We start from the raw sequence: 13,925 nt of genomic DNA on the forward strand, positions 1-13,925 counted from the left end.
CTATGGAACTCCACGACGTCTGGTTCGTCCTGATCGCAGTCCTCTGGACCGGCTACTTCTTCCTCGAAGGCTTCGACTTCGGGATCGGGGTCCTGACGAAACTGCTGGCCCGCGACCGCAAGGAGCGGCGGGTCCTGATCAACACCATCGGACCCGTCTGGGACGGCAACGAGGTATGGCTGCTGAGCGCCGCCGGAGCGACCTTCGCCGCGTTCCCGGACTGGTACGCGACGCTCTTCTCCGGCTTCTATCTGCCGCTGCTGCTCATCGTGCTCTCCCTGATCGTGCGCGGTGTGGCCTTCGAGTACCGGGCCAAGCGGCCCGAGGAGAACTGGCAGCGCAACTGGGAGCACGCGATCTTCTGGACCTCGCTCCTGCCGGCCCTGCTGTGGGGGGTGGCCTTCGGCAACATCGTGCGGGGCGTGAAGATCGACGCGCACAAGGAGTACGTCGGCGACCTCGGGGACCTGCTCAACCCCTACGCGATCCTGGGCGGGCTGGTGACCCTGACTCTCTTCACCTTCCACGGGGCCGTGTTCGCCGCGCTCAAGACGGTGGGCGACATACGGGTACGGGCCAGGAAGCTGGCGCTCGTCCTGGGGCCGGTCGTGGCCGCGCCGGTGCTCGGCTTCCTGTGCTGGACCCAGGCGGACCACGGTGACGGCAAGAGCCTGATCGCGTTGATCGTGGCTGTGGCCGCGCTGGCCGGTGCGGTCGGGGCCATAGCGGCGCGACGTGAGGGCTGGTCGTTCGCCCTTTCCGGAGTGACGATCGTGGCCGCGGTCGCGATGCTCTTCCTGACGCTCTTTCCCAACGTCATGCCGTCCTCGCTGAACCCGGCGTGGAACCTGACGGTCACGAACGCCTCGTCCACCCCGTACACCTTGAAGATCATGACCTGGTGCGCGGCGATCGCGACGCCGGTCGTACTGCTCTACCAGGGCTGGACGTACTGGGTGTTCCGTAAGCGGATCGGCACGCGGCACATCGCGGACGCCTAGGAAGGGGTGTTTCACGTGAAACCAATCGACCCGCGCCTGCTCCGGTACGCGCGCACCACCCGCTTCTTCCTGGTGGCCGTGGTGGCTCTCGGACTGGCCGGTGCCGGGCTGGTGGTGGCCCAGGCGATGCTGATCGCCGACGTGGTGGTGGGGGCGTTCCACGAGGGGGTGGACGGCTCCGACCTGCGTACGCCGCTCCTCCTGCTGGGTGCGGTCGCCGTTGGGCGCGGGCTGGTCTCCTGGCTGACCGAACTGGCCGCCCACCGGGCCGGCGCGGCGGTCAAGTCCGAACTGCGCGGACAGCTGCTGGCCCGGGCCGCCGAGCTGGGGCCGGGCTGGCTGAGCGGACAGCGCACCGGATCGCTGGTCGCGCTGGCCACCCGCGGCGTGGATGCCCTGGACGATTACTTCGCGCGCTATCTGCCGCAGCTGGGCCTCGCGGTGGTCGTGCCGGTGGCGGTCCTGGCGCGGATCGTCACCGAGGACTGGGTCTCGGCGGCGGTCATCGTGGTCACCCTCCCGCTGATCCCACTGTTCATGGTGCTCATCGGCTGGGCCACACAAGCCCGGATGAACCGTCAGTGGCGGCTGCTCTCCCGACTGTCGGGCCACTTCCTGGATGTGGTCGCCGGACTACCGACCCTCAAGGTCTTCGGCCGGGCCACGGCGCAGGCGGAGTCGATCCGGCGGATCACCTCCGAGTACCGGCAGGCCACGCTGCGCACCCTGCGACTCGCCTTTCTCTCCTCGTTCGCGCTGGAGCTGCTGTCGACCCTGTCGGTCGCGCTGGTCGCTGTCGGTATCGGGATGCGGCTCGTCCACGGTGAGCTCGATCTGTACACCGGTTTGGTGGTGCTGATCCTCGCCCCCGAGGCGTATCTGCCGATCCGGCAGGTGGGGGCGCAGTATCACGCGGCAGCCGAGGGACTTGCCGCCGCCGAGGAGATCTTCACGGTCCTGGAAACCGAGCCCTTGACGGGCGGCAGGGGGGAGGTGCCCGCCGATCCCCGGCTGGAGTTGGAGGGCGTGACGGTCCGCCATCAGGGCCGTACGGAGGCCTCCCTGGACGCGGTCACGCTGACCGTCGAGCCGGGGGAAACGGTGGCTCTGGTCGGCCCCAGCGGGGTCGGGAAGACCACGCTGCTCCAGGTGCTGCTCGGGTTCGTCGCACCCGACGAGGGCCGGGTACGGGTGGGCGGACGGGCACTGCACTCCCTTGACCTGGAGCGCTGGCGGGAACGGATCGCCTGGGTTCCACAGCAGCCGCATCTCTTCGCGGGGACGATCGCGGAGAACGTGCGGCTGGCCCGTCCGGACGCGGACGAAGCGGCGGTACGGGCGGCCCTGCGGGACGCGGGGGCGTACGACTTCGTCGCCGCTCTCCCCCAGGGTGTGGACACCGAGCTCGGTGAGGACGGGGCAGGGATCTCGGCGGGTCAGCGCCAACGGCTCGCGCTGGCACGCGCGTTCCTCGCCGACCGGCCGATGCTGCTGCTGGACGAGCCCACGGCGGCGCTCGACGGCGAGACGGAGGCAAGCGTCGTTGATGCCGTACGGCGTCTGGCGGCAGGCCGCACGGTACTGCTGGTCGTCCACCGCCCGGCACTGCTCGCGGTCGCGGACCGGGTGATCACCCTGCCGGAGCGGTCGGCGGCGTCACCGGAGCCACGGGAATCCGTGGGGTCGGCACGGTCGATGGGGCCGGCCGGTTCACCGGGGCCGGCCGGGCCGCTGGGATCGGCGCGGCAGTCCCCCTCCGGCACGGACCTCGGCACGACAGCCGTCCGCGACTCCCGCGCGGCCCACAGCGAGAACCAGGCATCCGCGGGCGAAGACAGCATCGCGCCGGTCGCCTTCGGGGCCGAGGGCGGTGGCCGTCCGGTCCCCGGGGATCCGCTCGCGCGGATGCGGGCCGCCGCCGGGGCGCTCCGCGGGCGGTTCGGACTGGCGCTGCTGCTCGGGAGTTGCGCCCTGGGCTCCGCTGTCGGGCTCATGGCGGTGTCCGGCTGGCTGATCTCCCGCGCCTCCGAACAGCCTCCCGTGCTCTATCTGATGGTCGCGGTGACGGCGACCCGCGCCTTCGGCCTCGGCCGGGCCGTCTTCCGGTACGCCGAGCGGCTCGTGTCCCACGACGCGGTGCTCAGAATGCTCGCGGACCTCAGGGTCTCCGTGTACCGGCGGCTGGAGCGCGTCGCGCCCGCCGGGCTGCGCCAGGCCAGACGCGGAGACCTGCTGTCCCGGCTCGTCGCCGATGTGGACGAACTCCAGGACTACTGGCTGCGCTGGCTGCTCCCGGTCGGCACCGCACTGCTCGTCGGAGCGGGCTCCGTCGGGTTCACGGCGTGGCTGCTGCCCGAAGCGGGGGCAGTACTGGCCGCCGGGCTGCTCCTCGCCGGAATGGGAGTGCCGCTGCTGAGCGCCGCATGCGCCCGCCGCGCGGAGCGGAAACTGGCCCCGGCACGAGGGCTGTTGGCGACCCGGGTCACCGATCTGCTCAGGGGCACCGCGGAGCTGACCGTCGCGGGCGCGCTGACGAGCCGTATGCGCCAGGTCCGGGACACCGATGTGACTCTCACGGCCATCGCCTCGCGGGGCGCCGGCGCAGCCGCCCTCGGCGGCGGCCTCTCCGCCCTCACCTGCGGGCTGACCGTGGCGGCCGCAGCGGTCGTCGGCGTACAGGCGGTACGGGACGGGCGGCTCGCGGGCGTCGAGCTGGCCGTCGTCGTCCTGACCCCGCTCGCCGCGTTCGAGGCGGTCGCCGGGCTGCCGCTCGCCGTGCGCTACCGCCGGCGTGCCGGCCTGAGCGCGGAGCGGGTGTGCGAGGTACTGGACGCCCCCGTGCCCGTACGGGAGCCGGACCAGCCGGCCGCCGCTCCCGTGTCGCCGTTCCCGCTGGAGATGCGGGGGCTGGCCGCGCGGTACGCCGGGCAGCACCGGGACGCGCTGAGCGGCTTCGATCTGACCCTGACCGCCGGTAAGCGGGTCGCCGTGGTCGGGCCCTCGGGCTCGGGCAAGACCACGCTCGCCCAGGTACTGCTGCGCTTCCTCGATGCCCGTGAGGGCGGCTTCCTGCTGGGCGGGACGGACGCGGCCGCGCTCGACGGCGACACCGTCCGGGGCTTCGTCGGGCTGTGCGCCCAGGACGCGCACCTCTTCGACAGTTCCGTACGGGAGAACCTCAGGCTCGCCCGCAGGGAGGCGACCGAGGACGAGCTGCGCGACGCCCTGCGCCGGGCCCGGCTGCTCGACTGGGCCGACTCCCTGCCCGCCGGGCTGGACACCCTCGTCGGCGAACACGGCGCGCGGCTCTCCGGGGGGCAGCGGCAGCGCCTGGCGCTTGCCCGGGCGCTCCTCGCCGATTTCCCCGTGCTGGTGCTGGACGAGCCCGCGGAGCATCTGGACCTGGCGACGGCGGACGCGCTGACCGCCGATCTGCTGGAAGCGACCGAGGGGCGGACAGCTCTGCTCATCACCCACCGGCTGCGGGGCCTCGACCTGGTCGACGAGGTGATCGTGCTCGACGAGGGCCGCCCCGTACAGCGCGGGCCCTACGAGCGGCTCGTCACCGAGGAGGGACCGCTGCGGCGGATGCTGGAACGTGAGCGCGCGGGTGAATTGCTCCGCCGGGGATGATCCGGTTACCGCCCGGCTGCCATCCCGCAGCCGGGCGGTAACCGACTTTCCACCCTCATGATGACTAACTAGTCTCAAAGTCATGAAAGTGCCCGAATCAACGGACCCCCTCGAAGCCGCCGCCCGTGCGGCGCGCGGTCTCCAGGGCCTGTCCATCGAAGCCACCGCTCGGGTTCCGCAGCTGCTGGAGGCGATGCGTTCCGTCGGTACGGGCCTGGAACTGCACACCACTCTTGATCGAATCTGCGAGACGGCGGCCCAACTCGCGGACGCCCGCTACGCCGCGATCGGTGTCGTCGACGAGACGGGCGACGGCCTCTCCGACTTCGTCACGTACGGCGTGGACGAGGACGTGGCCCAGCGGATCGGCCGCAGGCCCGATGGACTCCGGAGCCTCCTCGGCGCCCTGATCCGGCACCCCGACCCGGTCATGATCACCGATCTGACCACCGATGCGAGCTCGGCCGGATACGCGCCGGGCCGTCCGCCCACGCGCACGTTCCTGGGTGTTCCCATCCGCGTCCACGGCGCGCTCTTCGGCAATCTCTATCTGGCCGAGAAAAGCGGCGGGGGCGAATTCAACGACCAGGACCTCCATATGGTGCGGGTGCTGGCCACGGAGGCCGGGATCGCCGTCGGCCATGCCCGGCTGTACGAGGCGGCCCGACAGCGCGAGCGGTGGATCGACGGCTCGGTCGCGGTGACCACGGCCCTGCTCTCCAGCGGCGACGTCGGCGACGCCCTCACCGTCGTCGCCGAACAGGCCCGGGCCCTCGCGGACTCCGCCGCGGGCGTGGTCATGCTGCCCGCCCCCGACGGCGGTCTGGAGATCGTCGCCGTCAGCGCCGACAGCCCCCGCTCCGAACTGGGCACCGTCGTTCCGGCGGAGAGCCCCGTCGTCCGGGCCCTGCTGGCCGGCGAGTCCGTCTTCGTTGACGACTCCGCCACGGATCCGCGCATGATCACTGACCTGGCCGCCGGTTTCGGCCCGACCATGCTCCTGCCGCTGCACAGCGACGGCCGGGTGCTCGGCGCACTCGTCACACCCCGCGCGCTGGGCGGACGCCGCTTCACCGAGACGGAGCGCATCCTCGCCACCCAGTTCGCCTCACAGGCCGCCCTGGCACTGATGATGGCCGAGGCGCAGCGCGACCGGGAGCGGCTGGCGGTCCTGGAGGACCGCGACCGCATCGCCCGGGACCTGCACGATCTGGTCATCCAGCGACTGTTCGCGACCGGGATGCTGCTGGAGAGCGCGCAGCGCGGTCCGGTCGCCGCTGAGGCGCACCGGGGCATCGGCAAGGCTGTCGACGAACTGGACGTCACCATCCAGGAGATCCGTACAGCGATCTTCGCGCTCCAGCAGGGATCGGCCGAGGCGCCGTCCGGGCTGCGTATCCGGGTGCTGCGCGAAATCAAGATGGCGGCCGTGCCGCTGGGTTTCAGGCCCGCCCACCGCTTTGTCGGCCGGGTCGACTCCGCAGTCGGAGAACTCACCGGCAAGAACCTGATCGCAGCGCTGCGCGAGGCACTCTCCAATGCCTTCCGGCACGCCCACGCCACCCGGATCGAAGTCGTGGTGGACGCCACGATCCGGCTCGCCGACGGGAGCGGAGCGGTCCGGCTGTCGGTCGCCGACGACGGTGTGGGCATTCCGGACGGCGGCCGCCGCAGCGGACTGCGCAACCTGCGGCGACGGGCGGAGTCGCTGGGCGGTCTGAGTACGTGCGGGCCGGGCCTGGGGGAGGACGGCGGCGGTACGACGGTGATCTGGGAGGCGCCGCTGTGTCCCTGACGGCCGGGGGGGGGGGAGCGCCGGTGGCGCTTTTTGGGCGCGAGGGAGCCCCCGAGGCAGGTGCCCGGTGTTCCAGGGGCGTCCCGGGCGGGCTCTACAGCCGCGCCAGGATCTCCTCGATGACGACCGCGACGCCGTCCTCGTTGTTGGTGACCGTACGGCCGGAGGCGGCGGCCAGTACGTCCGGGTGGGCGTTGCCCATCGCGTACGACGTTCCGGCCCAGGTCAGCATCTCCAGATCGTTCGGCATGTCACCGAAAGCGACGACCTCGTCGGACGAGATACCGCGCTCCGCGCAGCACAGCGCGAGCGTGCTCGCCTTGCTCACACCGAGGCCGCTGATCTCCAGGAGCGCGGTCGGGCTCGAACGGGTGATGGAGGCGCGGTCACCCGCCGCCGTACGGGCCAGCGTGAGGAAACCGTCCGGGGGCAGGTCGGGGTGGTGGGCGAGGAGCTTCACCACGGGGTCCGCCGATGCCTCGTCCGTGGCGCGGAGGAGCTTCTCGGCGGTGGCGACGGTCGCGCCCGGGTCCTGCTGGAAGGGCGGGTACGCGGGCTCGTAGTGGATGCCGGTGGTCAGCTCGACCGCGAAAGTCGTTCCCGGGGCCACGTCACGCAGCGCCCGGACGACATCGACGGCGACCTCACGGTCCAGGGGGCGGACCTTCACCAGATGTCCGCCGGCGTGCAGATCGACGACCGCGGCGCCGTTGGCACAGATCGCCAGCCCATGACCGTGTACGTGGTCACGGACGACATCCATCCAGCGCGCCGGGCGCCCGGTGACGAAGAAGACCTCGATACCGGCTTTCTCGGCGGCGGCGAGCGCGGCGACCGTACGGTCCGAGACGAATCGGTCGTCGTGCAGCAGGGTGCCGTCCAGATCGGTGGCGATCAGCCGGGGCCGGGCGGGGAGCGGGGAATCGTCAGGCGAGGTCACCGTCCCATTCTCATGCACAGAATCGAGGACAGGTGCCCTGCGGCCGGCATCAGGCGTGGGGTGTCTCCTGCTCAGGCGGCGAGCGGACATGATCGCGGGGTGGAGCCGCGCAGGGGCGTCCCCGCCCCGCCTCCCCACGCCGGCCGGTACATGTCGGGCTCGCGCCCATGCGCAGCGTGCGACGCCGCCCGTCAGGACAGTGCGACCTGAGGATCACGGCGCCGGTTCGGCGTGTCTTCCGGTAACGGCGGGCGTCGGACCGGCCGCGCTCGGCGTGGTCGCTCGGGGGCCCGGTGCCAGTGCCGCGACGGGAAGACCCACGTCCTAGGCTCACGAGCATGACTCCCCCCTTGCGTCTGAGCACCGTGATCCTTCCCGTCCGCCGCTGGCTCGACGGTGGCCGAGACGAGTGGCAGCGCGCCGAGCGGCTCGGCTTTCACACCGCGTACACCTACGATCACCTGTCCTGGCGCACCTTCCGCGACGGGCCTTGGTTCGGGGCGGTGCCGACTCTGACGGCGGCGGCCGCCGCCACCGGGCGGATCCGCCTCGGCACCCTGGTGACCTCGCCGAACTTCCGGCATCCGGTGACCCTGGCCAAGGATCTGATCTCACTCGACGACATCTCCGGCGGCCGGGTCTCCCTGGGCATCGGGGCAGGTGGCACGGGGTTCGACGCCACAGCGCTGGGCCAGGAGGAGTGGACACCGAAGGAGCGGGCCGACCGGTTCGCCGAGTTCGTACCGTTGCTCGACAGACTGCTGAGCGAAGACTCCGTGACGTACGACGGGACCTTCTACTCCGCGGTCGAGGCGCGCGGTATTCCGGGATGCGTGCAGCGGCCCCGGCTCCCGTTCGCGGTCGCGGCCACCGGACCCCGCGGGATGAGGCTCGCGGCGCGGCACGGCCAGGCATGGGTGACGACAGGGGATCCGAAGCTCTTCGAGACGGGCACGCCTGAGCAGTCCCGCGAGGCCATTCGCGGCCAGATCGAACGGCTCGGCAAGGCCTGCGCGGAGATCGGCCGGGAGGCGTCCGGGGTGGAGAAGATCCTGCTCACCGGATTCACGCCGGACCGGGGCGGCCCGATGGAATCGCTCGACGCGTTCGTGGACTTCGCGGGCAGGCACTTCGAGCTGGGCATCACCGAGATCGTGATCCACGCGCCCATCCCGGACTCGGATTTCGCCGCCGACCAGGGGGTTTTCGAGCGGATCGCCACGGAGGCGCTCACGCAGCTTCGGACGTAGTACCCGGTCCCGGAGGAGCTGCGGACCGTTCCACTCAACTGGAAAAGCGCAGGAACCGCGGCGGCACGAAGTCCGTGAGCCAGACGCCATTGGCGCTCATGTGGAAGACGAGGCCGTCGCGGTGCATCGCGCCCGCGTCCACCGACAGGACGACGGGCCGGCCGCGGCGTGCGCCGACCCGGGTCGCGGTCTCGCGGTCGGACGAGAGATGGACATGGTGACGGGCCATGCGGCGCAGCCCCTCGGCGCGGATCGCGTCCAGATGGCGGGCGACCGTGCCGTGGTAGAGATACGCGGGTGGCTCCGCCGGGGCCAGCCCCAGCTCGACGGCGACGGTGTGGCCCTGGTTGGCGCGGATCATGTCCCCGTCGACCGCGAACCGCCGCTTGTCGCTGGAGGCGACGACATGGTCGAGTTCGGCACGGCTGATCCGGAAGCCGTGCTCGGTGGCCGCGCGGATCAGTTCGTCGACCGCCACCCAGCCGTTCGCGTCGAGAGTGATGCCGATCCGCTCGGGCTGATGGCGCAGATGCTTGGACAGGTACTTCGACACCTTCACGGTGCGTCGTTCATCGGGTATTCAGGTCATCCGGACAGCCTGCCGGGCAGACCCGGCGGTCTGCCACTTCATTCCGAGCTTTCATGACCCACAGGTTTGATCCACAGCCAACATGAGTTGTCCCCAGGCAATGAGACAATTCTGTGGACAACTCAGAGGCAATTTAACCCTTTTGGGGAAAATGACTACCTTGTCGGCGAGTTGTGGACAGGGAGTTCAACGTCCTTGCTTGCAGCTCGCGTTCGGTGGAAGCGACGATGAAGGCCACCGTGTTCTCCGGCCCAACCAGCCTCTCCACCGCCCGAATCGTTTCCGCGGGCAGCGTCACGGAAAGCCGCCCGGTGACAGTCACGGCTGGGCTGTCCACGGCTGGGCTGTCCACGGCTGGGCTGTCCACGGCCGGACGATGGGCGGACGTCGCGGGCAGCGGCGCTTCCGCCGCGTACAACCCGGCTGTCAGGGAGAGCTCCTGCGGACCGGGGACCGGGAAGATGTCGTCCCGGCCGGGGACCCGTTCCCGTACGCCCAGCTCCGCCGCTCCGGCGAGCGCCGCGACGTCGGGCGGGCCGCCGAGCCGCTCGGCCACCTCCGCGCGAGGGATCAGGGCCGCCCCCTCGGCGGCCCGTGGTCCGTGCGTCTCCGAGTCCGCACCGAGCACCGCGCCCAGGCCTCGTCCCGCTTCCCACGCGTCCAGCAGCTCCTTGACGGAGGCCAGGGTGTAGCCCCGGTCCAGCAGACCGGCGATCTGCCGAAGCCGGGCGAGATGGCCCTCGCGGTACACGTTGGCCCGCCCGCGCCGCTCCGGTCTGGGGAGCAGCCCGCGATTCTGGTAGGCGCGGATCGTACGGACGGTGGCGCCGCTCGCGTACGCCAGCCCTTCGATCCGGTATTCGCGGCCGGGTTCGGGCGCTCGCGAGGCCCCGGGTGCGGGCCCGGGCGCGCTCACTCCTTCCGCCCCGGCGCCGCGCGGCCCACCTCACCCGCCGCCGCACGGGCCGCGGGCGAGGACCTGAGGTACTCGGCTGCCCTGCGCGGTGACCCCTCGCGCGAGGGGTGGTACGACGGCCGGCAGTAGCGGGGTATCGCCGCGCCCAGCGCCTTCCAGCCGGGCAGCAACCCCTTTCCGACCGCCTTGTTGTGCTCACGAAGGGAGTAGCGCGCGCGGTCGGCGAGCTGAGGGTCGTGCCCGATCAGATAAGCGGAGCCCGTCACCCACAGCCACAGCAGTACGGGGGCGACCACGGCCATGCCCACGATCCGCAGGACATATCTGCGCGGTTCCGAGACGCCGCAGTGCTGGTACATGTCGAAGGCGACAGCGCGGTGCTCCACCTCTTCCGCGCCGTGCCAGCGCAGGAGATCGAGCATGATCCCGTCAGCTCCGGCCCGGTCGAGTTCCCCGGCGGCCAGCACCCAGTCCCCCAGGACCGCGGTGAACTGTTCGATCGCGGCGACCAGCGACAACCGGAAGCGCAGCCACAGCGCGGCGGACACCGGCACACCGAACGGGACGCGTTCGCCGAGGAGTTTCTCGAAGAGGAAGTCGATGCGCCGGGTGTACGCCTCGGTGTGCAGCCGCTGTGCGGCCAGATGGTCCAGCACGGTGGAGTGCTGCACGCTGTGCGTGGCCTCCTGCCCCATGAACCCTTTGACGTCCTTGAGCAGTTCCGGGTCGGTGACCAGCGGCAGTGCCTCTTTCAGCACCTTCACGAACCACCGTTCGCCCGCCGGAAGCAGCAGGTGCAGCACATTGATGACATGCGTGGCGGTGGGTTCCTCCGGTATCCAGTGCAGAGGCGTCTCGCGCCAGTCGAACGAGACCCGGCGCGGAGCGATGCCGTGGCGCTCCCGTCTCGCTCCGCGCGGAGCCCGCTCTTCGGCGCTCACAGCGGTGGCTCCACCCGTGCGAGGGCGCGCAGCGCCCTGGGCGCGAGGCGCGACAGGAACCGCGCGGCGTGGGCCTCCGGAGTGACCGGCACGACCGCCTGGTCCCGCACGACGGCGCGCAGCACGGCGTCCGCGACCTTCTCCGGCGGGTAGTCGCGCAGTCCGTAGAGCCGGGACGCCTTCTTCCTGCGGTGGGCTTCCTCCTCTGCGGACACTCCGGTGAAGCGCGCGGTGGACGTGATGGCGGTGTTGACGAAGCCGGGGCAGATCGCCGAGACCCCGATGCCCTGTCCGGCCAGTTCGGCCCGCAGACATTCGCTGAGCATGAGCACCGCCGCCTTGGACGTGCTGTACGCCGGTAGTGCCTTCGAGGGCTGGTAGGCGGCGGCCGATGCGATGTTGACGACATGGCCGCCCTGGCCGCGCTCCGCCATCTGTTTACCGAAGAGCCGGCAACCGTGGATGACACCCCAGAGATTGACGTCGAGGACTTTCTTCCAGTCCTCCGCCGTGGTGTCGAGAAACGACCCCGAGAGCCCGATCCCGGCGTTGTTGACCAGGACATCGACGACCCCGTAGTCCGCGGCGACCTTCGCGGCGAGTTTCTCCATCGCCTGTTGGTCGCCGACGTCGACCGGCTCGGCCCATGCCTGGGGGGCGCCGATCAGCCGGGCCAGCTCCACGGTCCTGGCCGCCCCCTCCGCGTCCTGGTCGACCACCACGATCCGCGCGCCCGCCTCGGCGAACGCGAAGGCCGTGGCCCGGCCGATCCCACTGGCCGCTCCGGTGACCAGGACGAGCTGGCCGCCGAAGCGCTCGGCGTGCGGCCCGTTCGGCGCCGTACCCGTGGCCGGGTTTCCGCCGGACTCATGGGTGGTGATGAAGTCGGAGATCCAGGAGGCCAGTTGGTCGGGCCGGGTGCGGGGCACCCAGTGCTTGGCGGGCAGCGTGCGCCTGACCAGTCGTGGAGCCCACTGCTCAAGATCGTCGTAGAGCCGTTCCGACAGAAAGATGTCGGCGGTCGGCGTGATCAGCTGGACAGGTGCGTGCGCGTAGGCGTCCGTACGCGGCCGGCGCAGCCGGGCGCGGATGTTGTCCCGGTAGAGCCAGGCGCCGTGCGCCGCGTCCTGCGGCAGGGAGGATGTCGGATACCCCCCGTCGGAGATCTTCTCCATCCGCCGGAGCATCGTGGGCCACCGTTTGCCCAGCGGGCCGCGCCAGGCGAGCTCCGGCAGTACGGGTGTGTGCAGCAGGTACACGTACCAGGACTTGGCACCCTGGCCGAGCAGCTGGCCGGCCCGGCGCGGGGTGGGCCGCGTCGCCCGTCGTTTGATCCAGAGCCCCATGTGGTCCAGCGACGGGCCCGATATCGAGGTGAACGAGGCGATCCGGCCCTCGGTCCGCGCCACTGTGACGAACTCCCACGCCTGCACGGAACCCCAGTCGTGGCCGACCAGATGCACCGGCCGCCCCGGGCTGACCGCGTCGGCGACGGCCAGGAAGTCGTCCGTCAGCTTCTCCAGGGTGAAGCCGCCGCGCAGCGGGACCGGCGCCGTCGACCCGCCATGTCCCCGTACGTCGTACAGCACCACGTGGAAACGGTCGGCGAGCCGCCCCGCGACCTCCGACCAGACCTCCTTGCTGTCCGGGTAGCCGTGCACCAACAGGACGGTGGGCCGCGCCGGGTCGCCCAACTCGACGACGCTCAGATCGACGCCACCGGTCCGCACCCGGCGCTCCCGCACCCCCACCAGCCCCGCCTTCGTACCGTCGCTCTTCTTGCCGCTCCTGCTTTCCCGCGTGCTCATACAGCCTCCGCCCAGCGCCGCACGTGCGGCAGATCGTCGTCCAGCCAGAACGCGCTCTGCTCCGGATCCCGGGAGTCGGTGACCACCAGAATCTCCTCGAACTTCGCGCCCGTCCCACGGAAACCGAGGTGGGGCTCGACCGCCCACAGCCCGGGTCTGGGCGGGTGATCGGAGAATCCGTACGGGCTCCACAGCGGCGACCAGCCGTCCCGGTGACCGTGCAGCGCGTCGCTCGCCAGCCCCTTCAGTGCCTGGGTCCCGAACCCGAAAACCCGGGGTGACCAGCGGCGTTCCTTCACCCGGTCGACCTTGTGGGCGACGACGCCGAAGGGATAGGCCCGGTGCCGGTTGGCGTATCCCTGACGCATCATCAGCCGGTCCACGTCCTCATAGATCTCTCGCAGGGTGCGCTGCTCGCGCACCTCCCGCAGGATCAGCTCGCGATGTGCCGCCAGATCGGCGAGGAGCCTGTCGTGCAGGAGATTCGGGCCGAGACATCCCGAGTAACCGACGTCGGCCGTGAAGCCCCGGTACACCGGCGCCAGATCGAGGATGAACGGCATCCCCGCTTCCAGCCGGCGGTCGGTGGGGAAGAACTGCAGCGGTATCCGGAAGCCGGCGAACGCCGTACGGTCCCCGAACCAGGCGAAAGGCAGGTGGAACCAGTCGCGTACGCCGCGGGCCCGCAGCCACTCGCGCTGCATCCGCGCTGCCTCACGCTCGGTCACCCCCGGCTTCAGCCGCGCCGCGACGGCCTCCGCGCATGCGTAGGCCAGTCGCTGCACCTCCCGGAACCCCGTCAGTTCCCAGGTCTGTTCGTCCCTCACGCGCCCCCCACTCGCCGCCCCGTGTGCGGTACGTGTCCGTAACGTGACACTGATGAATGTGACAATGGTCGGCGGCCACGTCAAGAGGCCGGGGGTTTCCTGTGGATAACCTGCGGCGGTCATCGACGGGCGGTCCACCGGTGGTCCCTGGCCCTTACGGGTCCCTACGTCTGCAGGGGGACAGGGATACAGCCGCCAAGGCTGACGCCCACTGTGGCCCGCGCC

General features: G+C 71.0%; 10 protein-coding genes. 4 read left to right on the plus strand and 6 right to left on the minus strand.

The window, feature by feature from the left end; genetic code table 11:
- Nucleotides 1–2 precede the first annotated feature (2 nt).
- The 3 genes from cydB to ACIBAE_RS12945 all read left to right on the plus strand — a co-directional run bounded on the left by cydB (nucleotide 3) and on the right by ACIBAE_RS12945 (nucleotide 6,429).
- Nucleotides 3–1,001, plus strand: a complete 999-nt coding sequence (gene cydB, locus ACIBAE_RS12935; protein WP_399284505.1) for a cytochrome d ubiquinol oxidase subunit II — start codon at nucleotides 3–5, stop codon at nucleotides 999–1,001.
- 15 nt (nucleotides 1,002–1,016) lie between these two features.
- Entirely contained in the window at nucleotides 1,017–4,634 is a 3,618-nt protein-coding gene (gene cydD, locus ACIBAE_RS12940) for a thiol reductant ABC exporter subunit CydD (RefSeq protein WP_399284507.1), read from the plus strand.
- An 88-nt stretch (nucleotides 4,635–4,722) separates the two neighbouring features.
- Nucleotides 4,723–6,429 carry a GAF domain-containing sensor histidine kinase gene (locus ACIBAE_RS12945; RefSeq protein WP_399284509.1) on the plus strand — a complete coding sequence of 569 codons (1,707 nt, stop codon included), beginning with the start codon at nucleotides 4,723–4,725 and terminating at the stop codon, nucleotides 6,427–6,429.
- 94 nt (nucleotides 6,430–6,523) lie between these two features.
- Here the strand turns inward: ACIBAE_RS12945 and ACIBAE_RS12950 are convergent, their stop codons facing one another.
- Nucleotides 6,524–7,369: a Cof-type HAD-IIB family hydrolase gene (locus ACIBAE_RS12950; RefSeq protein ID WP_399284511.1), complete on the minus strand. Its 846-nt coding sequence runs from the start codon at nucleotides 7,367–7,369 to the stop codon at nucleotides 6,524–6,526.
- A gap of 338 nt (nucleotides 7,370–7,707) precedes the next feature.
- On the opposite strand from ACIBAE_RS12950, the gene ACIBAE_RS12955 reads away from it, so the two are divergent.
- Entirely contained in the window at nucleotides 7,708–8,619 is a 912-nt protein-coding gene (locus tag ACIBAE_RS12955) for an LLM class flavin-dependent oxidoreductase (protein ID WP_399284512.1), read from the plus strand.
- Between the two features lie 34 nt (nucleotides 8,620–8,653).
- Here the strand turns inward: ACIBAE_RS12955 and ACIBAE_RS12960 are convergent, their stop codons facing one another.
- The 5 genes from ACIBAE_RS12960 to ACIBAE_RS12980 form a co-directional block, all read right to left on the minus strand.
- Entirely contained in the window at nucleotides 8,654–9,199 is a 546-nt protein-coding gene (locus ACIBAE_RS12960; protein WP_399284684.1) for an RNA 2'-phosphotransferase, read from the minus strand.
- Nucleotides 9,200–9,341: 142 nt separating this feature from the next.
- The gene (locus tag ACIBAE_RS12965) at nucleotides 9,342–10,124 is read right to left on the minus strand and encodes a MerR family transcriptional regulator (RefSeq protein WP_399284514.1); all 783 of its coding nucleotides are present in this window, start codon (nucleotides 10,122–10,124) and stop codon (nucleotides 9,342–9,344) included.
- Entirely contained in the window at nucleotides 10,121–11,065 is a 945-nt protein-coding gene (locus tag ACIBAE_RS12970; RefSeq protein WP_399284516.1) for a metal-dependent hydrolase, read from the minus strand. Before ACIBAE_RS12970 ends, ACIBAE_RS12965 begins: the two co-directional genes overlap by 4 nt.
- Nucleotides 11,062–12,873 (minus strand): SDR family oxidoreductase, encoded by a 1,812-nt coding sequence (locus ACIBAE_RS12975; protein WP_399284517.1) that lies wholly within the window; start codon nucleotides 12,871–12,873, stop codon nucleotides 11,062–11,064. Before ACIBAE_RS12975 ends, ACIBAE_RS12970 begins: the two co-directional genes overlap by 4 nt.
- The gene (locus ACIBAE_RS12980) at nucleotides 12,870–13,700 is read right to left on the minus strand and encodes a M24 family metallopeptidase (RefSeq protein ID WP_399284518.1); all 831 of its coding nucleotides are present in this window, start codon (nucleotides 13,698–13,700) and stop codon (nucleotides 12,870–12,872) included. Before ACIBAE_RS12980 ends, ACIBAE_RS12975 begins: the two co-directional genes overlap by 4 nt.
- Nucleotides 13,701–13,925: the final 225 nt, after the last annotated feature.

Origin of the sequence: Streptomyces sp. NPDC051569, from assembly GCF_044454085.1 — a bacterium.
In the GTDB taxonomy this organism is placed as follows: domain Bacteria; phylum Actinomycetota; class Actinomycetes; order Streptomycetales; family Streptomycetaceae; genus Streptomyces.

What these genes read in the sequence shown, in the direction of transcription:
- cydB (WP_399284505.1), top strand. Translation starts at nt 3, where the DNA reads ATGGAACTCCACGACGTCTGGTTCGTCCTGATCGCAGTCCTCTGGACC.
- ACIBAE_RS12955 (WP_399284512.1), top strand. Translation starts at nt 7,708, where the DNA reads ATGACTCCCCCCTTGCGTCTGAGCACCGTGATCCTTCCCGTCCGCCGC.
- ACIBAE_RS12975 (WP_399284517.1), bottom strand. Translation starts at nt 12,873, where the DNA reads ATGAGCACGCGGGAAAGCAGGAGCGGCAAGAAGAGCGACGGTACGAAG.